The sequence below is a fragment of the Pseudomonas sp. 13B_3.2_Bac1 genome, assembly GCF_025466205.1.
In the GTDB taxonomy this organism is placed as follows: Bacteria; Pseudomonadota; Gammaproteobacteria; order Pseudomonadales; family Pseudomonadaceae; genus Aquipseudomonas; species Aquipseudomonas fluorescens_H.
In genome coordinates this window covers 15,986-42,501 of the sequence record NZ_JANLOG010000011.1, presented here as the reverse complement: position 1 = coordinate 42,501, position 26,516 = coordinate 15,986, and the positions used below count along the sequence as shown (strand labels likewise).

Annotated in this window: 18 protein-coding genes and 1 pseudogene; 9 read left to right on the top strand and 10 right to left on the bottom strand. The window is 60.7% G+C overall.

Translation table 11 applies throughout. The annotated features are described in order from the left end of the window. Positions 1-94 precede the first annotated feature (94 nt). The gene (gene msrA, locus NTD85_RS01960) at positions 95-760 is read left to right on the top strand and encodes a peptide-methionine (S)-S-oxide reductase MsrA (protein ID WP_003220990.1); all 666 of its coding nucleotides are present in this window, start codon (positions 95-97) and stop codon (positions 758-760) included. 126 nt (positions 761-886) lie between these two features. On the opposite strand, the gene NTD85_RS01955 is transcribed toward msrA, so the two are convergent. After that, positions 887-1,726 carry a 23S rRNA (adenine(2030)-N(6))-methyltransferase RlmJ gene (locus tag NTD85_RS01955; protein WP_003220988.1) on the bottom strand — a complete coding sequence of 280 codons (840 nt, stop codon included), beginning with the start codon at positions 1,724-1,726 and terminating at the stop codon, positions 887-889. A gap of 330 nt (positions 1,727-2,056) precedes the next feature. Here NTD85_RS01955 and NTD85_RS01950 point away from each other — a divergent pair, with 330 nt between their 5' ends. Further along, positions 2,057-2,470, top strand: a complete 414-nt coding sequence (locus NTD85_RS01950; protein WP_003220987.1) for a hypothetical protein — start codon at positions 2,057-2,059, stop codon at positions 2,468-2,470. Positions 2,471-2,567: 97 nt separating this feature from the next. Here the strand turns inward: NTD85_RS01950 and NTD85_RS01945 are convergent, their stop codons facing one another. The 4 genes from NTD85_RS01945 to putP all read right to left on the bottom strand — a co-directional run bounded on the left by NTD85_RS01945 (position 2,568) and on the right by putP (position 7,759). Then, a complete protein-coding gene (locus NTD85_RS01945; RefSeq protein WP_262141294.1) occupies positions 2,568-2,888 on the bottom strand; it encodes a hypothetical protein in 321 nt (106 codons plus the stop codon). Positions 2,889-3,214: 326 nt separating this feature from the next. Beyond that, positions 3,215-3,916 carry a DUF4123 domain-containing protein gene (locus tag NTD85_RS01940; RefSeq protein WP_262141293.1) on the bottom strand — a complete coding sequence of 234 codons (702 nt, stop codon included), beginning with the start codon at positions 3,914-3,916 and terminating at the stop codon, positions 3,215-3,217. Continuing rightward, entirely contained in the window at positions 3,906-5,921 is a 2,016-nt protein-coding gene (locus NTD85_RS01935) for a type VI secretion system tip protein VgrG (protein WP_262141292.1), read from the bottom strand. Before NTD85_RS01935 ends, NTD85_RS01940 begins: the two co-directional genes overlap by 11 nt. Positions 5,922-6,274: 353 nt before the next feature. Beyond that, positions 6,275-7,759, bottom strand: coding sequence for a sodium/proline symporter PutP (gene putP / locus NTD85_RS01930; RefSeq protein WP_003220979.1), 1,485 nt, complete (start codon positions 7,757-7,759; stop codon positions 6,275-6,277). Between the two features lie 457 nt (positions 7,760-8,216). Between putP and putA the strand changes: the two genes are divergently transcribed. Both putA and NTD85_RS01920 read left to right on the top strand, forming a co-directional pair. Further along, positions 8,217-12,170, top strand: a complete 3,954-nt coding sequence (gene putA, locus NTD85_RS01925; protein WP_262141291.1) for a trifunctional transcriptional regulator/proline dehydrogenase/L-glutamate gamma-semialdehyde dehydrogenase — start codon at positions 8,217-8,219, stop codon at positions 12,168-12,170. Positions 12,171-12,430: 260 nt separating this feature from the next. Further along, positions 12,431-14,233, top strand: a complete 1,803-nt coding sequence (locus NTD85_RS01920) for an acyl-CoA dehydrogenase (RefSeq protein ID WP_262141290.1) — start codon at positions 12,431-12,433, stop codon at positions 14,231-14,233. Between the two features lie 141 nt (positions 14,234-14,374). Here the strand turns inward: NTD85_RS01920 and NTD85_RS01915 are convergent, their stop codons facing one another. From NTD85_RS01915 to NTD85_RS01905, 3 genes are all read right to left on the bottom strand, one after another. Continuing rightward, the gene (locus NTD85_RS01915; protein ID WP_262141289.1) at positions 14,375-16,312 is read right to left on the bottom strand and encodes a methyl-accepting chemotaxis protein; all 1,938 of its coding nucleotides are present in this window, start codon (positions 16,310-16,312) and stop codon (positions 14,375-14,377) included. A 99-nt stretch (positions 16,313-16,411) separates the two neighbouring features. Then, complete coding sequence (locus NTD85_RS01910; protein WP_003220971.1) at positions 16,412-16,714, bottom strand: cell division protein ZapA; 303 nt, start codon at positions 16,712-16,714, stop codon at positions 16,412-16,414. Continuing rightward, on the bottom strand, positions 16,711-16,941 hold the full coding sequence (locus NTD85_RS01905) for a hypothetical protein (protein ID WP_003220969.1): 231 nt from the start codon (positions 16,939-16,941) through the stop codon (positions 16,711-16,713). Before NTD85_RS01905 ends, NTD85_RS01910 begins: the two co-directional genes overlap by 4 nt. 248 nt (positions 16,942-17,189) lie before the next feature. Here NTD85_RS01905 and NTD85_RS27685 point away from each other — a divergent pair. The 5 genes and pseudogenes from NTD85_RS27685 to selO all read left to right on the top strand — a co-directional run. After that, positions 17,190-17,942: pseudogene (locus NTD85_RS27685) on the top strand (MCP four helix bundle domain-containing protein); the annotation flags it as partial. Between the two features lie 30 nt (positions 17,943-17,972). Then, positions 17,973-18,845, top strand: a complete 873-nt coding sequence (locus NTD85_RS27680; RefSeq protein WP_371917813.1) for a methyl-accepting chemotaxis protein — start codon at positions 17,973-17,975, stop codon at positions 18,843-18,845. Between the two features lie 322 nt (positions 18,846-19,167). Next, complete coding sequence (locus NTD85_RS01895; RefSeq protein WP_003220963.1) at positions 19,168-20,910, top strand: potassium/proton antiporter; 1,743 nt, start codon at positions 19,168-19,170, stop codon at positions 20,908-20,910. 34 nt (positions 20,911-20,944) lie between these two features. After that, positions 20,945-24,298, top strand: coding sequence for a mechanosensitive channel MscK (gene mscK / locus NTD85_RS01890; protein ID WP_103485565.1), 3,354 nt, complete (start codon positions 20,945-20,947; stop codon positions 24,296-24,298). A 48-nt stretch (positions 24,299-24,346) separates the two neighbouring features. Next, entirely contained in the window at positions 24,347-25,810 is a 1,464-nt protein-coding gene (selO, locus tag NTD85_RS01885) for a protein adenylyltransferase SelO (protein ID WP_262141287.1), read from the top strand. Positions 25,811-25,816: 6 nt separating this feature from the next. Here the strand turns inward: selO and NTD85_RS01880 are convergent, their stop codons facing one another. After that, positions 25,817-26,218 carry a type II toxin-antitoxin system HigA family antitoxin gene (locus NTD85_RS01880; protein ID WP_201135983.1) on the bottom strand — a complete coding sequence of 134 codons (402 nt, stop codon included), beginning with the start codon at positions 26,216-26,218 and terminating at the stop codon, positions 25,817-25,819. After that, complete coding sequence (locus NTD85_RS01875) at positions 26,215-26,511, bottom strand: type II toxin-antitoxin system HigB family toxin (RefSeq protein ID WP_201135984.1); 297 nt, start codon at positions 26,509-26,511, stop codon at positions 26,215-26,217. Before NTD85_RS01875 ends, NTD85_RS01880 begins: the two co-directional genes overlap by 4 nt. Between the last annotated feature and the right edge of the window lie 5 nt (positions 26,512-26,516).

Sequence of the window (26,516 nt, the reverse complement as noted above, 5' to 3'; positions counted from 1 at the left end):
CCCGCTCCCACATTTGAATAGTGCGAAATCCGGCATCATTCGGCACACTGACGGTCTGACTTTTTACATCCCATCCTGACTGAGAGGAACGATCATGGTTCTGCGCTCGGAAATTCTGGTGAACAAAAACGTGCTACCGACCAAAGAACAAGCGCTGCCCGGCCGCGAAACCGCGATGACCCTGCCTGAAAAGCATTTCGTCTTCGAAGAAACCCCCTTGCTCGGCCCATTCTTTCAGGACGTCGACTTTGCGATCTTCGGTCTGGGTTGCTTCTGGGGGGCGGAGCGCCGCTTCTGGCAGCGCGAAGGCGTGGTCAGCACCGTGGTCGGCTACGCCGGCGGCTACACGCCGAACCCGACCTACGAAGAAGTCTGCTCGGGCCTGACCGGCCACGCCGAAGTGGTACTGGTGGTGTATGACAAGGCCAAAGTCAGCTACGAAGAGCTGCTGGCGATGTTCTGGGAACTGCATAACCCGACGCAGGGCATGCGTCAGGGCAACGACATCGGCACCCAGTACCGCTCGGTGATCTACGCGACCTCGCCCGAGCAACTGGACGCGGCGCTGAAGAGCAAAGCGGTGTATCAGGCTGAACTGTCGAAGGCTGGCCTGGGCGAAATCAGCACCGAGATCGAGCAGGCGCCGACCGTGTACTTTGCTGAGGCGTATCACCAGCAGTATCTGGCGAAGAATCCTGAAGGTTATTGCGGGATTGGCGGCACCGGCGTGTGCATGCCACCGAGCCTGGCGGGTAACTAAACCCTTAAAGCGAAAGATCGCAGCCTTCGGCAGCTCCTACAGGTCCGTGATTGTCCGCACATAAGTGGACGACACTGAATCCTGTAGGAGCTGCCGAAGGCTGCGATCTTTTGCTCTTGCCGTTGATCAGCTCTCGGCGATCAACCAATCCATCTGCCACCCGCCCTGGGTCTGCCCAAGCTTCTTCGACAACCACGGCAGCAGCTCACGCAATTCTTCCTCCAGCCCCCACGGCGGATTGGCAATCGCCATCCCCGATCCGTTCAGGCTGTTCGGCGTATCCAGCGGATGCACCAGCAGTTCCACGCGCAGCAACTTCGGCGCGCCGGTACCGGCCAGATCCTGATAGAAACGGCGCAACGCACGCTGATCCTTCACCGGATACCAGATCGCCGCCACGGTTTGGCGCATCCGGCCAATCGCTTCTTTCAGCGACGCCGCACACTTTTGCATCTCGTCGAGTTGCTCGAACGGCGGATCAATCAACATCACCGCGCGTTTCTCCTGCACCGGCAACATCGCCCGCGCCACATGCCAGCCCTCGCCCAGATGCACCTTGACCCGACGGTCGCCGGCCATGTTCTCTTTGAGCTGCACGCCGTCTTCCGGGTGCTTCTCGTTGAGCATCACCCGATCCTGCGGCCGGGTCAGACGCCGCGCCAGCTCCGGCGAACCCGGGTAGTAGCGCAACTGGCCATCCGGGTTCATCTCGTGCAGCACCTTCATGTAGTCGGCGGTCAGCGCCGGCAGATCCGGCTGATCCCACAAACGCGCGATGCCTTCCAGGTACTCGCCGGTACGGTTGGCTTGATCACCCTGCAGGTCATACAGACCGATGCCGGCGTGCGTATCGAGATAGGCAAACGGCTGCTCCTTGCGCGACATCAGCGCGATGAGGCGGGTCAAGGTCAGGTGTTTGAACACATCGGCGTGATTGCCGGCATGGAAGGCGTGACGATAATTCATGGCTGCTCCTGCGAAGGGCGCAAAGTTTACCTTTTACCGGGCGGCAAGTCAGGGGTTGGCGGCCGAGCGGACAAAAGCCGGCCCTCACCCTAACCCTCTCCCGGAGGGAGAGGGGACTGACGGTGGTGATCTTGCGAGTTACATCGACCTGAATGATCAGCGTGATCTCAGGCTTGGCCAACTGACGTTCACCACCGAAGGCGCAGGTCGGCGTACATCACCCAGACAACTCGGTCAGTCCCCTCTCCCTCTGGGAGAGGGCTAGGGTGAGGGGCTTTGCTTTTATGGCGTTAAACTGGCGAACCATGAACGACAGGAAGTCAAAAACTCATGCAATATCTGATCATCTGCTTATTCAGCCTGCTTAGCCCATACCTCGCCCTTGCCGACGAAACTCACATTGAACAGGCACGCCAGTCACTAAAAAACTACGGACTGAGCCACTGCATTCTGAAGCCATTCAACGAACGCTCCGCGCTGGAAAAAGACATCGCACTGTCCGCCAATGCCTATTCGTTCATGGGCAAAGGCATGCATACCATTTTGCAAAATGAAGACACGCTCCAGGTGCTGCACGATCCCTACAAAGAAACCCGAAACTACGTGTTGGCGGCTTACGAGCAGAAACCTTCAAACAGTAAATACTCGAATGAAAAAGTAGTGTTTTTTGGGTGCATGAAGGTCTACAACTCCGAGGCGTTCGACCGCTTTATCAAAACTCAGGATGCGTATATCGCTGATTGAGCCAAAGTCCAAAGATCGCAGCCTTCGGCAGCTCCTACACAGGATTGGCGTCCCCCCCTGTAGGAGCTGCCGAAGGCTGCGATCTTTTGCTCTTTTTTCAGGCCGGCATCGCGCTCAAGCGTTTGCCGATGACATCCAGCACATCGCAACCGTCACGCAGTGGAATGGCGCAGAGCATGGCGAAGTCGCTGAGGATGATCGAGTCGCACTCGACCGAGCCGCGCATGCACATGTTTTCCAGCACTTGAATCACGGCGCGGATGCGGTGGTTGGCCGCGTCCATTAGGATGTCGAGGGGGACTTGGGTATCGACGAACAGGGTGGGCATGTCGCTGCAGTTGCCGGTCAGGGCCATGAAGCGGTTGTCGGGATGGGGGATGATTTTTTCGTAGGGTGGGTCGGGTTTAAGCATCGTCATATTTTCTACCATGGATGTGAAAATGAACTGCCTCGCTCCTTCCTACGGGATCGGGTGGCAGCTGTGCGCGGGAGTAGGAACCGACCCATGGAATTCGGCCACGCCAAAGCGTGCCCCGCACACAGCCGCCGCTAAAGATATTGCTGGCACAAGTTACATGTCGCAATTAAATCAACAGCGCTGATGCACCATAGGTAACGGGTTCCTACACCCTGTCACCACTCTCGCGGTGACAACGAAAAGACTATCCCTGCTACCCAACGCCCACCAGTTCATGAAATCCGCCGCAACTCGCGGGAAATTTCCGAAGCCTTCGCCCAGAAATTTCACTCTGCTTCGTCTTGCAAATACGCCAATAACGCCGATTGCGACGATTCTTCCGACGCTGAAACCTGAAAAAACTGCCGAACCTTGCAGCGCAACACAGCCTCGGGAAACGCCTCATGCAGCGCCGGATGCTCCTCGCTCAGCCACTGCAGCGCATTGCCGATCCGTACTGCATTCCCTGCTGAAGCCAGTACAGACTCAGGCACCTTCCACCAGGGAAACACCCGCCCTGAAACCTGCGCCCTGCCCCCGATATCCACGGCCTGTCCATTGATCAAGCCGCGCGAGATCACTGGCATCAACTGCGCCGATTGCACTTGATCGGACTGCAGGATCGGCAACAAAAACCGCCCATCCCAGAAGCGAAAAAACACCGCTGCGCCGTCCGGCATCAGCACTTGAGTCAGGCTGCGAAAGTGCTCAACTACCACCTCCAGGCTCGCCGAGGACACCGCCAACCACCCCCAGTCGCGAGACTCGGTAGAGGCCACCCAATCGAGAAACTCACTGTCCGCCGCGACAATTCCCACGAAGGGCATCACCGCGTCCCACTCGGCGTAGATCGTGTCCGCCCAGATCGGGCTCGGTGCAACCAACGGAGGCCTGGCGTCGCTGGCGTTACTCAAGACCGCGAACAGTTGTTCCGAAGATTTCAGCGGTTCACGCGCCAGCCATGAAGGCGTGAGGCACTCAGGCTGCACAGACACCGTCCTTGCAGCGCTCGCACTCTTCGCAGAATGGTGCATCACCTTTAAAGCTCATGATTTGCGCAGCAGTGAGCATGGCCGCTGGTGCGGCTGCGAGTTTTGCCGGCAATCCCGGCACTCCCGGCGCTGCACTCATCGCCGCCATTGGCGCCCCACCCACAACAATTGGCACGCTACTGAAAATCCCGCCGGGGCCGATGCTGATCCACTGTCCGCCCGCCTGAATCGTCGCGCTCGCGCCGCCGTCGATCACCACTTGCTGGCCGGCGCTGAGGTGGACTTGTCCGCTGGCACTGGTGGCCTGATTGCTCACGCGAATATGCCGATCACCGACCACCGTCAGGTGATCATCCTGTTTCACTTCGGTCTGGCGCTGACCGTGGGTAATGCGCTGCTCGTCAGCCTTGAGTTCATGGCTGGCAAGTCCGGTGACGACAATGCTGCGCTGGTTGTCGACCTGAACCTGTTGGTCGTGCAGTACATGCTGAGTCCAGTTGCGCTGGGCGCGCAGATAGATTTCTTCGGCGCCCTTTTTGTCCTCGATGCGCAGCTCGTTGTAACCGCCAGCACCGGGGCTGCTCTGGCTGCGGAAGATGCTGCGGGTCTGGTCGGCGGGCAGGTCCAACGGCAGCGGAGTTGCGGCGTTTGGCAGGCAACCCATCACCAATGGTTTATCGGCATCGGCGTCGATGAAACCGACCAGCACTTCCATGCCGACCCTTGGGATCAGCACGCTGCCGTAATGGTCATGCGCCCAACCCGTGGCGACGCGCAGCCAGCAACTGGAATGCTCGTTGAGCTCGCCGTCACGATCCCAGGCCAGTTGCACCTTGACCCGGCCATATTCATCGCAGTGGATTTCCGTGTCTTGCGGCCCGGTGACCACGGCCGGTTGATAGCCAGGCATGCGCGGTTTTTCCGGCCCCAACGCCGGGCGAAAGAATACCTCCCACGGCGTGGCAAGAAAGGTATTACGGTAACCCTGGAATTCTTCCCCGTCGCTGGTGACCGATTCCTCCAGCACTTGCGGTTGTCGCCCACGGTGCTCGATGGCGGTGAGCAGCCACAGGTCATTCCAGTCCTGGCGCGGATGCTCGCTCAGTTGCAGGAAATGTCCGCAAACCAGTGCGGATGCGTCGCTGATGCCCTCAGCCTGACGGTAGTCGGCGACATGCCTTTCCAGCGTACGTTGCGCCAGTTGCCTGCCGGTTTCTCGATCGTTGAATTGGCCGGGAAAGTGATAGTCCTCGAGCACCGGGCGCTGCTCACTGTCGCTGCGGCTTTGCAGTTGCAGTCGCGGCTTTTCGAAGTTGTAGTCGCGCCGGGTGACCACGCTGGTGCGAGTCTCCACCCGGACGTTGAAGCGCTTGATGGCCGGCGCCGTCGACGCCATGCCGCTGCCCGGCAAATACAGCGTCGGCTCGGCCAGGCGCGGGAACACCGTTTGATCGTCGCCGAACACCAGCACATGTCCATCCGGGCTGTGCTGAAAGTGGTAATGAATACCCACCTCGGCACACAGCCGCTGAATGAACGCCAGATCGCTCTCGGCGTACTGCACACAATATTCACGCACCGGGTAATCGCTGCCGAGGCGGAACTCGAAGGCATCGCGCAGGATTGCGTGATCCTTGAGGATCTGCGCGACGATCTGCGGAACCGTCTGATGCTGAAAAATCCGCTGGTTGATACGGTGACCGAGGTAGGTCAGACGCGGCACCAGGCTCAGGTGATAGCGCGTCAGACGTTTCCCGGAATCGCCCTGCCCGACCCGATAAATCTGACCGTGAATACCACTGCCATCGGCATCGAAGCCAAGAAACGCCTGACAGTGCAGCAGACTTTCGAGATCCAGATCGGGGCGCTCACTGACCAGTTCCAGCTCGAAACGAAAGGGTTGGCTGATGGCTTCCTTGCCCGTGAACTCAAGGACTTTGAGGTCATGCTGGGCGCCTTCGAGGGTCAACGTAAAACGCGGTTGATTGGCAGGCGCGAACATCCGATGTCTCTCTGCAGAATGAGGGCGGGCGATTCTGCATGAGGGGCAAGGGGTGTTGGTTGGGTGACGGGAAAATCAGATTTGCCCTACTTTTACTGGCGAAAAAGCCTTCGCAAATCGGTGTATCCGACTACAGACAACCCTCTCAAAATCACCACCGAACAACTGTGGGAGCGGGCTTGCTCGCGAAAGGGCCGTGCCAGTCGACATTGATTTCATTTGACCCACCGCATTCGCGAGCAAGCCCGCTCCCACAGGGGATCTATGCTGAGTCAGGGATATTGCAGGCAAAAAAAACGGCCCGCTTCCTTTTAGGAAGCGGGCCGTTTTCCTGTGAGCCGCAGCTCAGTGCATCACTTGTTCAGGTGGAAATCCTTTTCCGCTGCCTGGAAGCGCTGCACCATGCCAGCGGTCGGCGCGCCGAGCTTGCTGACGATGTAGATCGCCAGGCTGGCGAAGATGAAGCCCGGGATGATTTCGTACAGCCCCATCACCTCGAAATGCTTCCACACCACCACGGTGATGGCGCCGACCAGAATGCCGGCCAGCGCGCCGTTGCGGGTCATGTCTTTCCAGATCACCGAGATCAGCACCACTGGACCGAACGCGGCACCGAAACCGGCCCAGGCGTAGGACACCAGGCCCAGCACGCGGTTTTCCGGGTTGGCGGCCATGGCGATAGCAATCAGCGCCACCAGCAACACCATCGCGCGGCCGACCCAGACCAGCTCAACCTGGGAGGCAGATTTGCGCAGGAAGGTTTTGTAGAAGTCTTCGGTGAGGGCGCTCGAGCACACCAGCAGCTGGCAGCTCAAGGTGCTCATCACAGCCGCGAGAATCGCCGACAGCAAGACACCGGCCACCCACGGGTTGAAGAGGATTTTCGCCAGTTCGATGAACACCCGCTCGTGGTTCTCGGTCACCGGACCGGCCACTTCCGGATGCGCCGAAAAGTAGGCGATGCCGAAGAAGCCCACGGCGACGGTGCCGCCCAGGCACAGGATCATCCAGGTCATGGAGATGCGACGGGCGTTGGCAATCGACTTCACCGAGTCAGCGGCCATGAAACGCGCAAGGATGTGCGGCTGACCGAAGTAACCCAGACCCCAGCCCATCAGCGAGATGATGCCGATGAAGGTGGTGCCCTTGAGCATGTCGAAGTTGCTCGGGTCCTGAGCTTCGATAGCGAGGAACGTGGTATCGACGCCGCCGGTGGCCAGCAGCACGATGATCGGCGTCAGCAGCAGCGCGAAAATCATCAACGTGGCTTGTACGGTATCGGTCCAGCTCACCGCGAGGAAACCGCCGACGAAGGTGTAGGCAATCGTCGCCGCAGCACCGGCCCACAGCGCCGTCTCGTAGGACATGCCGAAGGTGCTTTCGAACAGACGGGCGCCGGCCACGATGCCGGATGCGCAGTAAATGGTGAAGAACACCAGAATCACGATCGCCGAGATGATGCGCAGCAGACCGCTTTTGTCTTCGAAACGGCTGGAAAAGTAGTCCGGCAGGGTCAGGGCATCGCCGTTGTGCTCGGTCTGCACGCGCAGACGGCCGGCGACAAACAGCCAGTTCAGGTAGGCGCCGACGATCAGGCCGATGGCGATCCAGCTTTCCGACAGACCGGACATGTAGATGGCACCCGGCAGGCCCATCAGCAACCAGCCGCTCATGTCGGAAGCACCGGCGGACAGAGCCGTCACGACGCTGCCCAGGCTGCGGCCGCCAAGAATGTAATCGGAAAGGTTGTTGGTGGAGCGATAGGCCATGAAGCCGATCAGCACCATTGCTGCGATGTAGATCACGAAGGTGATCAGTGTTGGATTGCTTACGCTCATTAAGTTACGCCCTGGCTTTGTTTTTATGTTGCAGCGGTGATTGATCGTCCACAAACGACGACGTTTGGCAGACGAAACGGGATCCCGCGCATTTAGGACTGATGTTTCCCCAGGAAAGCCACCAGCCGATGCACCGGGTATTCCCGGTTGCACCTTGGGCGCGAATGCTATGCAACAAAGCAAAAAAGGTGCAACCAGTTTCTGGCAATTAAGTTGCACCTAGTCGGATATACCGATAAATACACGGTTTTTGCTCCCTTTTAGCGCAGTCCAGGGGCTTCGCTAGAAGCAAAAGCACCAAGCCAGAGCGGCACTTCAGTACCAGAAAATAATTCCTGACGAAGCGTTTATTTTTCCGACAAAAAAAGGGTTGCACCCGGTTGCACCTCACTCAGCGCACGGCTAATCTTGCCGCCAGCTGATGCCACGCAACTGTGGCAACCATGAGGATAAAAATATGGCTACCACCACCCTTGGGGTCAAACTCGATGACCCGACCCGCGAGCGCCTGAAGGCTGCCGCGACCTCGATTGATCGCACCCCGCACTGGCTGATCAAGCAGGCAATTTTCAATTACCTGGAAAAACTCGAGGGTGGTGCAACCCTGACCGAGCTGAACGGTTTGACCACCAAGGACGCCGAAGACGCCGGTGAAGTCCAGAACGATCACGCCCACCAGTGCTTCCTCGAATTCGCTGAAAGCATCCTGCCGCAATCGGTACTGCGCGCTTCGATCACCGCCGCTTACCGTCGCCCAGAGCCGGAAGTGGTGCCGATGCTGATCGAGCAGGCGCGCCTGCCGGCACCGATGGCCGAAGCCACCAACAAACTCGCCGCGTCGATTGCGGAAAAACTGCGTAACCAGAAAAGTGCCGGCGGTCGTGCAGGCATTGTTCAGGGCCTGCTGCAGGAGTTTTCCCTGTCGTCCCAGGAAGGCGTGGCCCTGATGTGCCTGGCCGAAGCGCTGCTGCGCATCCCGGACAAGGGCACTCGCGATGCACTGATCCGCGACAAGATCAGCACCGGCAACTGGCAGCCGCACCTGGGCAACAGCCCGTCGTTGTTCGTCAACGCCGCGACCTGGGGTCTGCTGCTGACCGGCAAACTGGTGTCGACCCACAACGAAGCCGGCCTGACTTCGTCGCTGAGCCGGATCATCGGCAAGAGCGGCGAGCCGATGATCCGCAAGGGCGTCGACATGGCCATGCGCCTGATGGGCGAGCAGTTCGTCACCGGCGAAACCATCGCCGAAGCACTGGCCAACGCGAGCAAGTTCGAAGCCAAGGGCTTCCGTTATTCCTACGACATGCTCGGTGAAGCGGCGCTGACCGAACACGACGCGCAGAAGTACCTGGCGTCGTACGAACAAGCCATCCACTCGATCGGCAAAGCCTCCCACGGTCGTGGGATTTATGAAGGCCCGGGCATTTCCATCAAGCTCTCGGCCCTGCACCCGCGTTACAGCCGTGCGCAGTACGAGCGCGTGATGGATGAGCTGTACCCGCGCCTGCTGTCGCTGACCCTGCTGGCCAAGCAATACGACATCGGCCTGAACATCGACGCCGAAGAAGCCGACCGCCTGGAGCTGTCGCTGGATCTGCTCGAGCGCCTGTGCTTCGAGCCGCAACTGACCGGCTGGAACGGCATCGGTTTCGTGATTCAGGCTTATCAGAAGCGTTGCCCGTACGTGATCGACTACGTGATCGATCTGGCCCGCCGCAGCCGTCATCGCCTGATGATCCGTCTGGTGAAAGGCGCGTACTGGGACAGCGAAATCAAGCGCGCCCAGGTCGAAGGCCTGGAAGGCTATCCGGTCTACACCCGCAAGGTGTACACCGACGTTTCCTACATTGCCTGCGCCCGCAAACTGCTGGCGGTGCCGGAAGTCATCTACCCGCAGTTCGCCACGCACAACGCCCACACCCTGTCGGCGATTTATCACATTGCCGGTCAGAACTATTACCCGGGCCAGTACGAATTCCAGTGCCTGCACGGCATGGGCGAACCGCTTTACGAGCAGGTTGTCGGCAAAGTGTCCGAAGGCAAGCTGAACCGTCCGTGCCGCGTGTACGCACCGGTCGGTACTCACGAAACCCTGTTGGCGTACCTGGTACGACGTCTGCTGGAAAACGGCGCCAACACTTCGTTCGTCAACCGCATCGCCGACCAGTCGATTTCGATTCAGGAACTGGTGGCCGATCCGGTGGCCCAGATCGAGCAGATGGCGACCGTGGAAGGTGGTTTCGGCCTGCCGCACCCACGCATTCCGCTGCCGCGTGACCTGTATGGCTCCGAGCGCGCCAACTCCAGCGGCATCGACATGGCCAACGAACATCGTCTGGCCTCGCTGTCCTGCGCCCTGCTCGCCACCGCGCACAATGACTGGAAAGCCGCGCCGATGCTCGGTTGCGCTTCCAGCAACGAAGCGCCGGCACCGGTGCTGAACCCGGCAGATCACCGCGATGTGGTCGGTCACGTGCAGGAAGCCACCGTCGAAGATGTCAACAACGCGATCCAGTGCGCCCTTAACGCCGCACCGATCTGGCAGGCCACCCCGCCGGCCGAGCGCGCGGCGATTCTGGAGCGTGCCGCTGACTTGATGGAAGGCGAGATCCAGCCACTGATGGGCCTGCTGGCCCGTGAAGCCGGCAAGACCTTCGCCAACGCCATTGCTGAAGTGCGTGAAGCGGTCGACTTCCTGCGTTACTACGCAGTGCAGGCGCGCAACGATTTCAGCAATGACGCCCACCGCCCACTGGGCCCGGTGGTGTGCATCAGCCCGTGGAACTTCCCGCTGGCCATCTTCAGTGGTCAGGTCGCTGCCGCACTGGCCGCCGGTAACCCGGTCCTGGCCAAACCGGCAGAGCAGACTCCGCTGGTCGCCGCGCAAGCCGTGCGCCTGCTGCTGGAAGCCGGGATTCCCGAAGGCGTGCTGCAACTGCTGCCGGGTCGCGGTGAAACCGTCGGTGCCGGTCTGGTCGGTGATGAGCGCGTCAAAGGCGTGATGTTCACCGGCTCCACCGAAGTCGCGCGCCTGCTGCAACGCAATATCGCGGGTCGCCTCGACAGCCAGGGCCGTCCGATTCCGCTGATCGCCGAAACCGGCGGGCAGAACGCGATGATCGTCGATTCTTCGGCGCTGACCGAACAAGTGGTGATCGACGTGGTGTCCTCGGCCTTCGACAGCGCCGGTCAGCGTTGCTCGGCACTGCGCGTACTGTGCTTGCAGGAAGATTCCGCCGACCGCGTCATCGAAATGCTCAAAGGCGCGATGGCGGAAAGCCGTCTCGGCAACCCTGAGCGTCTGTCCGTGGACATTGGCCCGGTGATCGACGCCGAAGCCAAGGCCGGTATCGACAAGCACATCCAGGCCATGCGCGATAAAGGTCGCAGCGTGTACCAGGTGGCTATCGCCGACAGCGAAGAAGTCAAACGCGGCACCTTCGTCATGCCGACCCTGATCGAACTGGAAAGCTTCGACGAGCTGCAACGCGAGATCTTCGGCCCGGTGCTGCACGTGGTGCGCTACAAGCGCAAGGACATCGACCAGTTGATCGGCCAGATCAATGCCTCCGGTTATGGCCTGACCCTCGGCGTGCACACCCGCATCGACGAGACCATCGCCAAGGTGATCGACAACGTCAACGCCGGTAACGTCTACGTCAACCGCAACATCGTCGGTGCCGTGGTCGGCGTGCAGCCATTCGGCGGCGAAGGCCTGTCTGGGACTGGCCCGAAAGCCGGTGGTCCGCTGTACCTGTACCGCTTGCTGTCGACCCGTCCTACTGACGCGATCGAACAATCCTTCGCTCGCGGTGATGCAGCCGTCGCCCCGGACGTGCGTCTGCGTGATGCCATGAGCAAACCGCTGAACGCCTTCAAGGCCTGGGCCGAGAGCAACCAGTACGCCGAACTGAGCACCCTGTGCGTGCAGTACGCCGCGCAATCGCAAAGCGGCATCACCCGCGTGCTGGCCGGCCCGACCGGCGAGAAGAACAGCTACGCGATCCTGCCGCGTGAACACGTGCTGTGCCTGGCGGACGTCGAAGGCGATCTGCTGACCCAACTGGCGGCGGTATTGGCTGTCGGCGGTTCGGCGGTATGGCCGGAATCCGACATCAGCAAGGCCCTGTTCGCACGCCTGCCGAAGGAAGTTCAGGCGCGGATCAAACGGGTTGCCGACTGGCACAAGGATGAAGTGGTGTTTGATGCGGTGCTGCATCACGGCCATTCCGACCAGTTGCGTGGTGTCTGCCAGCAGATTGCCAAACGTGCCGGTGCGATCGTTGGCGTTCAGGGCTTGTCCCAGGGCGAGACCAACATCGCGCTGGAGCGTCTGGTGATCGAGCGGGCGTTGAGCGTCAACACCGCGGCGGCGGGGGGTAATGCGAGCTTGATGACCATCGGTTAAACCCGAGAAGTCAGGCAACCGCGATGGTTGCCTGACAATCAAATCCCAATGTGGGAGCGGGCTTGCTCGCGAAGGCGTTGTGTCAGTCGACATCTCCAGTGACTGATCCACCGCATTCGCGAGCAAGCCCGCTCCCACAGTTGTTTTGGGGTGTTTGTTAAGTCGGTGCTCGGCCCTGACATCACCGTTATCAATCATCGTATTCAGCCTTTATCAGCAAGCCTAGACTCGGCCCAACCCCCATTTTCAGGTAGGCCGCCATGTCCGAGACGCTGCTCAGTTCCCGCAATCTGGCTTTCGAGCTGTACGAAGTCCTCGATGCCGAGGGCCTGACCCGGCGTGAGCGCTTTGCCGAGCACAACCGCGAGACCTTTGACGCGGCCATCGGCACCGCGCGCAGCATTGCCGAGAAATACTTCGCGCCGCACAACCGCAAGGGCGACGAGAACGAGCCGCGCTACGAGAACGGCCAGGCGATTCTGATTCCCGAAGTCAAACCGGCGGTGGACGCGTTCCTCGAGGCGGGTTTCCTCAATGCCGCACGAAGCTTCGAAGCCGGTGGCATGCAACTGCCGACGCTGCTGTCGCAAGCCTGCTTTGCCCACTTTCAATCAGCGAACGCGGCGACCACGTCCTACCCGTTCCTGACCATGGGCGCGGCCAACCTGATCGAAAGTTTTGGCAGCGACGAGCAGAAACAGCGTTTCCTGCAACCGATGATCGACGGCCGCTTCTTCGGCACCATGGCCCTGACCGAACCGCACGCCGGCTCGTCGCTGTCGGATATTCGTACCCGCGCCGAGCCGGCGTCTGACGGTACTTATCGGCTCAAGGGCAACAAGATCTTCATTTCCGGCGGCGATCACCCGCTGTCGGAAAACATCGTGCACATGGTCCTGGCCAAGCTGCCGGACGCGCCGCCGGGGGTGAAGGGGATTTCGCTGTTCATCGTGCCGAAGTTTCTGGTCAACGATGACGGCAGCCTCGGCCAACGCAACGATGTGCTGCTGGCCGGGCTGTTCCACAAGATGGGCTGGCGCGGCACCACTTCCACCGCGCTGAACTTCGGCGATAACGGCGAGTGCGTCGGCTATCTGGTGGGCAAGCCGCATCACGGCTTGAGCTACATGTTCCAAATGATGAACGAGGCGCGGATCGGCGTCGGCATGGGTGCGGTGATGCTCGGCTACGCCGGTTACCTGTACTCGCTGGAGTACGCCCGCGAACGCCCGCAAGGCCGAGTGCCAGACAGCAAGGACCCGAGCACCGCGCCGGTAGCGATCATTCAGCACGCGGACGTCAGACGCATGCTGCTGACGCAAAAATCCTACGTCGAAGGGGCCTTTGACCTCGGTCTGTATGCGGCACGGCTGTTCGATGACACCACAACACTGGAGAACGAAGCCGAGCGAAAACAGGCGCATGAACTGCTGGACTTGCTGACGCCGATCGTCAAATCCTGGCCGTCGGAGTTCTGCCTGAAGGCCAACGAACTGGCGATCCAGATTCTCGGCGGCCATGGCTACACCCGCGAATACCCGGTCGAGCAGTATTACCGCGACAACCGCCTGAACCCGATCCACGAAGGCACCCACGGCATTCAGTCGCTGGACTTGCTCGGGCGCAAACTGGCGCAGAACGGCGGAGCCGGGCTCAAGCAACTGATCCGCCTGATCGCCAACACGGCTGAGCGCGCGACCGCGTACGAATCGTTGACCGCACTGCGTGAGCCACTGGAGCAATTGGTGGCTCGCCTGCAAACAGTCACCATCGGCCTGCTGACCGATCTGGCGCAGGGCAAGGTCAACAGCAGCCTGGCAAATTCGGCGCTGTACCTGAAAGTATTCGGGCACACGGTGATTGGCTGGCGCTGGCTGGAGCAGGCGATTCGCGCGGAGGAAGGCTTGGCCAAGGGCAATGCGGCGGATGTCGACTTCTATAAGGGCAAGTTGCAGGCGGCGCGGTACTTCCTGACATGGGAAGTGCCGGGTTGCCAGCATGAGCTGGCGTTGCTGGAGGTGCGGGATGATACGTGTCTGGCGATGCAGGATGGGTGGTTCTGATCCGGATTTTTTGTCGCTGCTGATGCCGTCTTCGCGGGCAAGCCCGCTCCCACAGGTTTATCTGGTGTACATGAGTTTTGGGTACGACACGGACACTGTGGGAGCGGGCTTGCCCGCGAAGAGGCCCGAACTGACAACACATCAGCTCAACTTGAACCCACCCATCTGCCTTGCCAGATCATCCGCCAGCTTCTGCAACATCTGACAATCCTCGCGACACGCCCGAACCTCACCCGCCGTGGCCCGGGCCAGATCGGAAATCCCCTGCACATTGCGGTTGATCTCCTCGGTCACTGCCGACTGCTCTTCCGTGGCCGTGGCCACTTGATGGTTCATGTCGCTGATACGCTCGACCTGCCCGGTAATCGCGGTCAACGACGCGCCGGTACGCTGGCTCGATTCAACCCCGGTGCCGGTCGCCGCTTGCCCGGTGCGCATCGATGACACCGCGTTTTCTGCGCCTTGTTTGAGGCTGCCGATCATCTGCTGAATCTCGTCGGTGGACGCCTGCGTTCTGCGCGCCAAGGTGCGCACTTCATCCGCCACCACGGCGAACCCACGGCCCATATCACCCGCGCGCGCCGCTTCAATCGCCGCGTTGAGCGCCAGCAAGTTGGTCTGCTCGGACACGCCGCGAATCACCGCCAGCACCGAGTCGATCGACGCCACCTGATGCGCCAGCTCACCCACCGCGCCCGCCGCCACGCCAATCTCATCGGACATGCTTTCGATATGGCGGATCGAGCCACCGACCACTTCCCGCGCCTGCATTGCTTCATCGCGAGCAGTTTGTGAAGCCAGCGCGGCGTTGCCGGCGTTCTGCGCGATTTCCTGCACGGTCAGGCCCATCTCATGCACCGCCGTGGCGACCATGTCGGTCATTTCCTGCTGGCGCCCGGAGCGTTCGGCGGTGTTCTCCACCACTTTCGCCACTTGGCCGACTGCTGTGCGCAGACGCTCGCTGGTGGTCAGCACTTCGCCGATCATCCCGCGCTGGCTGTCGAGGAAGCGGTTGAAGCCTCGGGCCAGATCACCCAGTTCATCGGCGCGGCTGGAATCTAACCGATGGGTCAAATCTCCACCGCCGCTACCGATTGCTACCAGCGCGGCTGTTACCTGACGAATCGGTCGCACCAGCCCTTGGGCCAGCCACACCACCAGCGCCAGGCACACCAGTGCCACCGCCAGACCGATGCCGCCGCTCATCCACATCGCTTTGCGGGCTTCGGCGTAGATCTGCGCCTGCGGCACTTCGGCCACCAGCGTCCAGCCCAGATCGCGCAGCGGCAGGCTGAAGGCGAGGAAGTCTTCGCCATCGCGCTGGAAGGAACTGTTAGCGGCGACTTTTTGACCCATGACCGCTTGCGCCGCCGACGCACCGATCTGCTCCGTGAGGGTGCGCTTGCCACTGAATTGCGCCTCGGGATGGACCTGGATCAAACCGTCGGAACGCACGAGATAGACCTTGCCGCGCTCGCCAAAGCTGAAGTTGTGGATCAGCTCCGACAGCTCTTTCATGCTCAGACCCAGCCCCGCGACGCCGACCACTTTGCCGGCCTGCTCGACCTTCAAGTCGATGAACAGCGCCAATTCTCCGGTGGCGCCATCGTTGTCGATGTTCAGAGTGCGCGGCTGGTTGCTGTCGAGGAAGGCATAGAACCAGGCATCGGCCGGTTTGGCCCGGCTGAGGGTGCGATCCAGGCCCTTTTCAGTGATGTAGTGATTGGATTCGGTGCCAATGATCAACGCGGTGAAAGCTTTATGTTCGGCGCGGATGCCTTCCAGATACTGCGCGAAGGCCGCCGTTTTGCTGCTGTCTTCACCCGAGGCCAGCCAGTCGCGCACCATGCTGTTGCTGGCGATGTCTTTGGCGGCGGTCAGGGGCTGGACGAGGATGCGTTCGATGTCATTGCGCGTCGCTTCGATGCTCGACGGCAGCGCTTGTTCGACCAGATAGCTCTGGGCGAGGCGGTTGACCACCAGGGTATAAATGCCAACCACGATCAGGATGCTGACCAGCAGGGCGGTGCCCATGCTGAGAATCAGCTGCCATTGAATACTGCGTCGCCACAACTGCATGGAGCACCCCCAAAGAATAAGTGGCCGAAACAATGCAACAGCCGTGCCGATTGTATACAACCCAATCGACAATCTATTCTTTGGTTGTGCGCAACCCCATCAGCCCTGATTGATGGTCTTGGCGATGGTTTCGACCGTGGCGCTGACTTGCTCTTGGTAACGGTCGAGTTCTTCCTGGTGCTGCTTCTTCATTTCGATCTGCTGCGAGCACAGGTTCATCGCGGCCAGCACCAGCAAGCGGTCACCGATCAGCGTCGGGTATTTGCGTTTGGTGTCGGCCAGTGCAGCCTTGAGCATCAGTGCGGCATCCAGCAGGGTCTGTTCTTCCCCGGCCGGTGCCTTGATCGAATAGTCCTCCCCGAGAATGGAGATGACTTTTACCCCTGCGGTGCCGTGGTTCATGCGCTGACAGGACCTGCGTTGACGCGATCAACCAGGGCCTGGATGCGCGCTGCGGTGGCGCCGTGCTTCTCTTCCTGTTCCATCAGGCTCAGTTGCAGGCTTTCGTTTTCATCCTTGGCCTGGGCCAGTTCCGTGGACAGGGTCTGGTTGGTTTGCGTGAGGGTCTGGTTCTGTTGCACCAGGTCGCTGACGAGCTGTTCCAATTGGCTGAGGGATGCTTCCAACATTTTGATCTTCCAAGCGTTTTTCAAAGGGCGCGTACGATAAAGAAAAGTCACTGCGGATGCCAGGGTTATACCGGCGCAAGGCCTTGATTTTCCTGGTGGCCGACCGTTCTCGCGAGTTTAAAAGACTGTGATCTGCCGATCTGGTTCCTGCACTTCGTCGCTCAGGCCCATATGCGACAAATACGCACAGTGCCTCAAGACTTTAGTCGTATGACCGATAAGTCATCCATACAGCAGTCTCAGCCCGCATGGATGCGGCCCTTTTTGGTATCCGCGCCATGTCCCTTCGCAACATGAATATCGCCCCCCGGGCGTTCACCGGTTTCGCCCTGATCGGCGGCCTGATGCTGATTCTTGGTGTATTCGCCTTGAACCAGATGAGCAAAATCCGCGGCGCCGCCGAGGACATCACCAACAGCAGTGTGCCGAGCATCAAGAACCTCGACGAGTTCACCCAGCTGACCTTGCGCCTGCGGGTGCTCTCGTATCGCTTGCTGGTCAACCGCGAGCCGGACGTGCAACAGAAGACCATGGAACTGCTGGACACCCGCAACCAGCAGATCCGCGCAGCCCAATCGGCCTATGAACCGTTGATCAGCGGCCCGCAGGAACGCGCGGCCTACGATCAATATGTGCAGTTGCTGGGCCAGTACCGCCAGATCGAAGACCGGATGAAGAGCCTGTCGCGCAACAATCAGGTGGACGAGTTGCGCAACCTGCTCAACACCGAGTTGCTGAACAACTCCGAAGCGATGAACACCGTGCTCAACCGCCTGATGCAGATCAACGGCGAGCAGATCAGCCAGACCAATCAAGAGGCGGTCGACCAGTATTCCTCGGCGTTCAATCTGGTGGTCACCCTGCTGGTCGTGGCGACCGGCCTGACCTTCCTGTTCGCCTGGCTGCTGACCGTCAGCATCACCAAGCCGATTTCCAAAGCGCTGGACGCGGCGGAAACCATCGCCGAAGGCAACCTGACCCAGCCGATCCACGTCGACGGCACCGACGAAGCCGGGCGTCTGCTGGCGGCCATGGCCAAGATGCAATCGAAGTTGCGCGACACCTTGCAGCGCATCTCCGGCTCGGCGACCCAACTGGCGTCTGCGGCGGAAGAACTGAACAGTGTCACCGACGAAAGCGCCCGTGGCCTGACCCAGCAGAACAACGAAATCGAACAGGCCGCCACCGCTGTCAACGAAATGACCAGCGCCGTGGAAGAAGTCGCGCGCAATGCGGTGAGCACTTCGGAAGCCTCGAAGAACGCCACCACTTCGGCCGGCGATGGCCGTGACCTGGTACAGGAAACCGTCAGCGCCATCGAACGCATGAGCGCCGATGTGCAGAGCACCGCGACCCTGATCGGCGATCTGGCGAATGAATCCCGCGACATCGGTAAGGTGCTGGATGTGATTCGTGGTCTGGCGGATCAGACCAACCTGCTGGCCCTGAACGCGGCGATTGAAGCGGCGCGTGCCGGTGAAGCCGGGCGTGGTTTTGCCGTTGTGGCCGACGAGGTTCGTGCCCTGGCGCATCGCACCCAGCAGTCGACCAGCGAAATCGAACGCATGATCGGCAGCATCCAGAGCGGCACCGAACACGCCGTGGACTCGATGCGCAACAGCACCGAGCGCGCCGAGTCGACGCTGAATATTGCCCGTGGTGCCGGGATGTCGCTGGACACCATCAACACCGCGATCGTCGAGATCAACGAGCGCAACCTGGTGATCGCCAGCGCCGCCGAAGAGCAGGCGCAAGTGGCCCGCGAAGTCGATCGCAACCTGGTGAACATCCGCGACCTCTCGGTGCAATCGGCCACCGGCGCGAATCAGACCAGTGCGGCGAGCAACGAGCTGTCGCGCCTGGCGCTGGATCTGAACAACATGGTCGGGCGTTTCAGCCTGTAAATTTTCAGATCAAGGTCAAAAGCCCCTCACCCCAGCCCTCTCCCAGAGGGAGAGGGGGAAAGGGAGCACATTGGGGGCTTTGCAGATTTTGAGTTCGGCTCGATATTGCAGGTCGGTGTAACTTGAACAAACCCCGCGGTCGGTCCCCTCTCCCTCCGGGAGAGGGCTAGGGTGAGGGTAGCGATCCCCAGCCGAACCCATACCTCAAATCCCATAGCGTAAAAAGCTTTTTGACAGCATCACATTTCAACAGGTTAGAATCGCTGGCACGCAGACTGCATGGTCAGTTTGTGCCCGTCTTTACGCTTCTGGAGTACTGCCTTTGAATGCGACGACCATCAACAGCCTGTTCTTGATCGGCGCGTTGCTGGTAGGTGCGAGCATTCTTGTCAGCTCACTTTCCTCCCGTCTCGGCATCCCCATTCTGGTGATCATCCTCGCGGTCGGCATGACCGCCGGGGTCGATGGCGGCGGGATCATTTTCGATAACTACCCGACGGCCTATCTGGTCGGCAACCTCGCACTGGCGGTGATCCTGCTCGACGGTGGCTTGCGTACCCGGGTTTCGAGTTTCCGTGTGGCCTTGTGGCCGGCGCTGTCGCTGGCGACGGTCGGGGTGTTGATCACCACCGGGCTGACCGGCATGGCCGCCGCGTGGCTGTTCGACCTGAACCTGATTCAGGGCCTGCTGATCGGCGCCATCGTCGGCTCTACGGACGCCGCCGCGGTGTTCTCGCTGCTCGGCGGCAAGGGCCTCAACGAACGGGTGACCGCCAGCCTGGAAATCGAATCCGGCAGCAACGACCCGATGGCGGTGTTCCTCACCGTGACCCTGATCGACATGCTCGCCAGCGGCCAGACCGGCCTGCACTGGAGCCTGCTCGGGCATCTGGTGCGCGAGTTCGGCATCGGTGGCGTGATCGGGCTGGGCGGCGGCTGGCTGATGCTGCAACTGGTCAACCGGATCAACCTCGCCACCGGCCTGTACCCGATTCTGGTGATCGCCGGCGGTCTGGTGGTGTTCGCCCTGACCAACGCCCTGCACGGCAGCGGTTTCCTCGCGGTGTACCTGTGCGGTCTGGTGATCGGCAACCGCCCGGTGCGCAGCCGTCACGGCATCCTGCACATGCTCGACGGCATGGCATGGCTGGCGCAGATCGGCATGTTCCTCGTGCTGGGGCTGTTGGTCACCCCGCATGACTTGCTGCCCATCGCCCTGCCCGCGCTGGGTCTGGCGCTGTGGATGATTCTGTTCGCCCGGCCGCTGTCAGTGCTGGTCGGCCTGCTGCCGTTCAAGGCGTTCCATGGCCGCGAGAAAGCGTTTATTTCCTGGGTCGGTCTGCGCGGCGCGGTACCGATCATTCTCGCGGTGTTCCCGTTGATGGCCGGGCTGCCGAATGCGCAGCTGTACTTCAACCTCGCGTTCTTCATCGTGCTGGTGTCGCTGCTGGTGCAGGGCACGAGCCTGCCGTGGGTGGCCAAACTGCTCAAGGTGACGGTGCCGCCGGAGCCTGCGCCGATCTCCCGTTCAGCGCTGGAAGTGCACATCACCAGCGAGTGGGAGCTGTTCGTTTACAAGCTCGGCGCCGAAAAATGGTGCATCGGTTCGCCCCTGCGCGAGCTGAAAATGCCCGAAGGTACGCGCATCGCCGCGCTGTTTCGTGGCCAGCAACTGCTCCATCCGTCGGGTAGTACGGTGCTGGAAGTCGATGATTTGCTGTGTGTGATCGGCCATGAACACAACCTTCCGGCCCTCGGCAAACTGTTCAGCCAGGCGCCGCAACGTGGTCTGGATCTGCGCTTCTTCGGTGACTTCGTACTAGAAGGAGACGCCCAGCTTAAAGCGGTTGCAGCGCTTTACGGGTTGCCGGCCGAGGGCATCGATCCGGACATGACGCTGGGTGCGTTCATTGCCCAGAAGGTCGGTGGTGCACCGATCGTTGGCGACCAGGTGGAGTGGAACAACACCCACTGGACGGTTGCGGTCATGGACGGGAACAAGATCGGCAAAGTGGGCGTCAGATTCCCCGAAGGAAGTCGCCCGGGTCCCGGTCTCTTCCTCTAAACTGCGTCCACTATCACTTGCTTGACCGGTCTCTATGCCTACCCTGCGCTCTTTCTTTTTCGCGGCCCTGCTGGGCCTGAGTCTTTCCGTCGGCCCGCTGTATGCCGCCGAACCACCGTCCAGCGAAGCCGTGCAGGCCAGCCTGGACAAACTGGCCGACAGCAAACTGCCGGATGCCGATAAAAAGACCCTGCAGACGGTCCTGCAAAATACCCTCAATCAGCTCAACAACCGGCGTGACTACGACCAGAAGCTGATCGACCTCAAGCAACAACTGGCCTCCGCCCCGCGGCAGACCATCGAGAACACCCGCGAACTGGCACGCCTCAAGGCCACGGCGGTGGTGCCGATGGCGCAGCGCTTCCCCAGGGAGTCGATCCCGCAGCTGGAGCAGATCCTCACGGATCGCTCGACCCAGCAAAGCGATCTGCAAAAAGCGCTGGCTGATGCCAACAGCCTGATCATCACCGCCCAGACCCGTCCCGAGCGCGCCCAGGCGGAAATCTCCGCCAGCCAGACGCGCATCCAGCAGATCAACACCATCCTCAAGTCCGGCAAGGACAGCGGCAAGACCGTCAGCGCCGAACAACGCGACCAGTTGAACGCCGAACTGGCCGCGCTGAACGCGCTGATCCCGCTGCGCCGTCAGGAACTGGCGGGCAACAGCCAGTTGCAGGATCTGGGCAACAGCCAGCACGATCTGCTCTCGGAGAAATCCGACCGTCTCGACCGCGAGATCCAGGAACTGCAGACCCTGATCAACCAGAAACGTCTGGCGCAGTCGCAGGAAACCGTTACCCAGCAATCGATCGAGGCGCAGAAGGCCGGCGGCAGCAGCCTGCTCGCCAGCGAAAGCGCGGCCAACCTCAAGCTTTCGGACTACTTGCTCAAAAGCACTGACCGCCTCAACGAAGTCACCCAGCAGAACCTGCAGACCAAACAGCAACTCGACAGCCTGACCCAGAGCGACTCGGCCCTCGACGAGCAGATCAACGTGCTCAAGGGCAGCCTGTTGCTGTCGAAGATTCTCTATAAGCAGAAACAGGCGTTGCCACGACTCAAGGTCGACCGCGATCTGGCGGACCAGATCGCCGACATTCGCCTGTATCAGTTCGAAGTCAGCCAGCAGCGCGAACTGCTGAGCAACCCGGCGACCTACGTCGACAATCTGCTCTCCACCCAGCCGCCGGAGCAAGTCACCCCGCAGCTGCGCAGAAGCCTGCTGGATCTGGCCAATACCCGCGCCGATCTGCTAGAGCGCCTGAACCGCGAACTGAGCGCGGTGCTCAACGAATCGATCACCCTGCAGCTCAATCAGAAACAACTGCTGAGCACCGCGCAAAGCCTGCGCGCGACCCTTGACGAGCAGATGTTCTGGATTCCCAGCAACAAGCCGCTGGACGCCGAATGGCTGCGCGGCGTGCCGGAGCGTCTGCAACGTCAGGTAGACACCCTGCCGTGGGCCTCAAGCCTGAGCGAACTGACCGACGGTCTGACCCAGCGTCCACTGCTGTTCCTGCCGCTGGCCCTTCTGATCGGCGCGCTGCTGTGGCGGCGCAAACATCTGTATGCGCGGCTGAACAAGGTTCACCAGGACATCGGTCACTTCAAGCGCGACAGCCAGTGGCACACGCCGCAGGCGATCCTGATCAACATTCTGCTGGCGATGCCGGTAGCCCTGGGTCTGGGCCTGTGCGGTCTGGCCCTGCAAATCGACGCCCGCGGACAAAACGCCAACATGGGCGCGGCGCTGCTGCAAATGGGCCAGGCGTGGCTGGTGTTCTACACCGCCTACCGGATTCTCGCGCCGGGCGGCGTGGCCGAGTTGCACTTTCGCTGGGAAAAACCGCAGGTCGAATTCCTTCAAGGCTGGGTACGTCGCCTGGGTCTGGTGGTCATGGCACTGGTGGCCGTCGTGGCCGTCGCCGAGCTGCAACCGGCGGCGCTGGCAGACGACGTACTGGGCATGCCGGTGGTGCTGACTTGCTATGCGCTGATGGCATGGCTGCTCAGCCGCCTGTTGATCAGCAGTCCGGCCCATGAAAACGCTTCGCTGTTCCGCAAGGCCGTGGGCATCATGTTCACCCTGCTGCCGATCGCGCTGTTCGTCGCAGTGTGCTTCGGCTACTACTACACCGCGCTGAAACTCAGCGACCGGTTGATCAACACGCTGTACCTGCTGATGTTCTGGCTGGTGATCGAAGCCACCTTCGTCCGTGGTCTGGCGGTTGCCGCACGCCGTCTGGCTTACCAGCGCGCCCTGGCCAAACGCCAGGCCGCGAAAGAGGCCGGCGACGGCGAAGCGGTGATCGAAGAGCCGACCCTGGACATCGAAAAGGTCAACGAACAGTCGCTGCGTCTGATCCGTCTGGCGCTGCTCGGCGGCTTCATCGCCGCGCTGTACTGGGTCTGGGCCGACCTGATCTCGGTGTTCTCGTACCTCGACAACATCACCCTCTACGAATACACCAGCGGCACCGGGGCGAACATGAGCATGGTGCCGATCAGCATCGGCGACATGCTCGGTGCGCTGATCATCATCGGCATTACCTTCGCGCTGGCGCGCAACTTGCCGGGTCTGCTCGAAGTATTAGTGCTGTCGAAACTCAATCTGGCGCAGGGCAGCGCCTATGCGACCACGACGCTGCTGTCTTACGTGATCGCCGGCGTCGGTTTTGTCTCCACGCTGTCGACCCTCGGCGTCAGTTGGGACAAGTTGCAATGGCTGGTGGCGGCGCTGTCGGTCGGCCTCGGTTTCGGTATGCAGGAGATCTTCGCGAACTTCATCTCCGGCATCATGATCCTGTTCGAACGCCCGGTGCGGATCGGCGACACCATTACCATCGGCAACCTGTCCGGCACGGTGAGCAAGATCCGCATCCGCGCCACGACCATCACCGACTTCGACCGCAAGGACATCATTGTCCCGAACAAGACGTTCATCACCGGGCAACTGATCAACTGGTCGCTGACCGACACCATCACCCGCGTCACCCTGAAACTCGGCGTGGACTACGGCTCCGACCTGGATCTGGTCAAGGAACTACTGCTCAAGGCCGCCCGGGAAAACCCGCGCGTCCTCAAGGAACCCGAGCCGCACGTGTACTTCCTCAACTTCGGCGAAAGCACCCTCGACCACGAATTGCGCATGCACGTGCGCGACCTCGGTGACCGCAACCCGGTGATCGACGAAGTGAACCGCTTCATCAACCGCGAGTTCAAGAAGCAGCACATCAACATCTCGTTCCGCCAGATGGAGGTGTATCTGAAAAACCTTCACGGCCAGGAATACAAGTTGGTGCCGGTCGAGGACGACAGCAAAACCATCGTGCCGATCAGCGGCGAGCAAAAGCCGCTGCAAGAGCCGCCGCCGGCCAAACTCGACTAACCGGTCTAATCCCAGCAGAATGCTCGGACATTCTGCTGGAGCCGGCCCTTGAAAGCCCTCGACGAACTGACCTTCGACAATCGCTTCGCTCGCCTGGGCGACGCGTTCTCCGCCCACGTGCTGCCCGAACCGATCGACAACCCGCGTCTGGTCGTCGCCAGTCCGGCGGCCCTGGCCTTGCTCGATCTTGAGCCGACGACCGCTGACACTCAGGAATTCGCCGAACTGTTCGGCGGCCATAAGTTATGGGCGGATGCCGAGCCACGGGCAATGGTCTATTCCGGGCACCAGTTCGGTGGCTACACGCCGCAACTGGGCGATGGTCGCGGCTTACTGCTGGGCGAGGTTTACAACAACGCTGGCGAGCACTGGGACCTGCATTTGAAGGGCGCCGGGCAGACGCCGTTTTCGCGCATGGGCGATGGCCGCGCGGTATTGCGTTCGTCGATCCGTGAATTCCTCGCCTCCGAAGCGCTGCACGCGCTGAACATCCCGTCTTCGCGTGCCGCCTGCGTGATCGGCTCCGACACTCCGGTGTGGCGCGAAAAGCAGGAGCGCGCGGCGATGGTGCTGCGTCTCGCGCCGAGCCATGTGCGCTTCGGCCACTTCGAATACTTCTACTACACCAAGCGTCCCGAGCAGCAGAAACAGCTCGGTGAGCACGTACTGGCGATGCACTATCCCGAATGCCTGGAGCAGCCGGAGCCGTATCTGGCGATGTTCCGCGAGATCGTCGAGCGCAATGCCGAACTGATCGCCAAGTGGCAGGCCTACGGCTTCTGTCACGGCGTGATGAACACCGACAACATGTCGATCCTCGGCATCACCTTCGACTTCGGCCCGTTCGCCTTCCTCGACGATTTCGACGCCAACTTCATCTGCAACCACTCCGATGATCAGGGCCGCTACTCGTTCAGCAATCAGGTGCCGATCGGCCAGTGGAACCTCAGCGCCCTGGCCCAGGCCCTGACGCCGTTCATCAGCGTCGAAGCCCTGCGCGAAACCCTCGGTTTGTACCTGCCGTTGTTCCAGGCGCACTACCTCGACCTGATGCGTCGTCGCCTCGGTTTCACCAGCGCCGAAGACGACGACCAGAAACTGCTCGAAGACCTGCTGCAACTGATGCAAAACAGCGGCGTCGACTACACGTTGTTTTTCCGCCGCCTCGGCGACCAGTCCGCAGAGCAAGCCGTCGCCCGCCTGCGCGATGACTTCGTCGACATCAAAGGCTTCGATGCCTGGGGCGAGCGCTACGTGGCACGGGTTGCCCGCGATGGCGACAGCAATCAGGAACAACGCCGCACACGGATGCACGCAGTCAATCCGCTGTACATCCTGCGCAACTACCTGGCACAAAAAGCCATCGACGCCGCCGAACAAGGCGACTACTCCGAGGTGCGCCGGCTGCATGCGGTGCTGAGCAAACCGTTTGACGAACAGCCAGGGATGGAGGGTTATGCCGAGCGGCCGCCGGAGTGGGGCAAGCATCTGGAGATCAGTTGTTCGTCTTGAGACAGACTAGATGAATACGTCTACAGGCACCTTGAAGTAGTCGGCCAACCAGCGAACCTGCCGCAGGTTCAATTTGCGCTTGCCGTTCAGAATTTCTGAAACAACGGATTGAGTACCCACACCCGGCAGATCGCTTTGAGTCAGACCATGTTCGCGCATCATGTAGCCGAGGACCTCTTCTCCGCTCGCATCGGCCATCGGATGGTGTGTGCGATCCCACTCGGCAATCCAGTCACTGATGATGTCCAGCAGACTCGCGAGTGGGTGCGAGCCATCATCACCGGTTATCTCAAGGATCTCGTCGACGGCCTGAACCAAGGCATCGTAATCCTCTTCATTTTTCGGTTTTCGCAGCAACGGAGAGACAAACTCCCAGTGCTCGGCAACTGTCTTGATCAAACTACTCATACCTTTCCCTCCTTCCATTTGCCCCGATCGTATTCGCGGTGGTCGAGCACATGCTTGATGTAGAGCCTTTGTGATCGATAACTGACAAAGGCGATCAGCCTCAGTTTGTTGCCACCAATGTCGAAAACGTGGAGATCACCCACCTTGTCGGTGGCAGGAAATATCGACTTCATTGCCGCGAAGTCCTTTGAATAACTCCTGCTTGCCAGACGAAACCATTGCGCTAGCGCGCTTGCTGCCTGTGGCCACTGCTCCTTGGCCTCTCGAATGGGTTTTTCACTGAACACATGCATGCAAC

Bases quoted from the DNA above. Each gene is read 5' to 3' on its own strand.
- msrA (WP_003220990.1), top strand. From the start codon at position 95: ATGGTTCTGCGCTCGGAAATTCTGGTGAACAAAAACGTGCTACCGACC.
- NTD85_RS01955 (WP_003220988.1), bottom strand. From the start codon at position 1,726: ATGAATTATCGTCACGCCTTCCATGCCGGCAATCACGCCGATGTGTTC.
- NTD85_RS01950 (WP_003220987.1), top strand. From the start codon at position 2,057: ATGCAATATCTGATCATCTGCTTATTCAGCCTGCTTAGCCCATACCTC.
- NTD85_RS01945 (WP_262141294.1), bottom strand. From the start codon at position 2,888: ATGACGATGCTTAAACCCGACCCACCCTACGAAAAAATCATCCCCCAT.
- NTD85_RS01935 (WP_262141292.1), bottom strand. From the start codon at position 5,921: ATGTTCGCGCCTGCCAATCAACCGCGTTTTACGTTGACCCTCGAAGGC.
- putP (WP_003220979.1), bottom strand. From the start codon at position 7,759: ATGAGCGTAAGCAATCCAACACTGATCACCTTCGTGATCTACATCGCA.
- putA (WP_262141291.1), top strand. From the start codon at position 8,217: ATGGCTACCACCACCCTTGGGGTCAAACTCGATGACCCGACCCGCGAG.
- NTD85_RS01920 (WP_262141290.1), top strand. From the start codon at position 12,431: ATGTCCGAGACGCTGCTCAGTTCCCGCAATCTGGCTTTCGAGCTGTAC.
- NTD85_RS01915 (WP_262141289.1), bottom strand. From the start codon at position 16,312: ATGCAGTTGTGGCGACGCAGTATTCAATGGCAGCTGATTCTCAGCATG.
- NTD85_RS01910 (WP_003220971.1), bottom strand. From the start codon at position 16,714: ATGAACCACGGCACCGCAGGGGTAAAAGTCATCTCCATTCTCGGGGAG.
- NTD85_RS01905 (WP_003220969.1), bottom strand. From the start codon at position 16,941: ATGTTGGAAGCATCCCTCAGCCAATTGGAACAGCTCGTCAGCGACCTG.
- NTD85_RS27680 (WP_371917813.1), top strand. From the start codon at position 17,973: ATGGCCAAGATGCAATCGAAGTTGCGCGACACCTTGCAGCGCATCTCC.
- mscK (WP_103485565.1), top strand. From the start codon at position 20,945: ATGCCTACCCTGCGCTCTTTCTTTTTCGCGGCCCTGCTGGGCCTGAGT.
- NTD85_RS01880 (WP_201135983.1), bottom strand. From the start codon at position 26,218: ATGAGTAGTTTGATCAAGACAGTTGCCGAGCACTGGGAGTTTGTCTCT.
- NTD85_RS01875 (WP_201135984.1), bottom strand. From the start codon at position 26,511: ATGCATGTGTTCAGTGAAAAACCCATTCGAGAGGCCAAGGAGCAGTGG.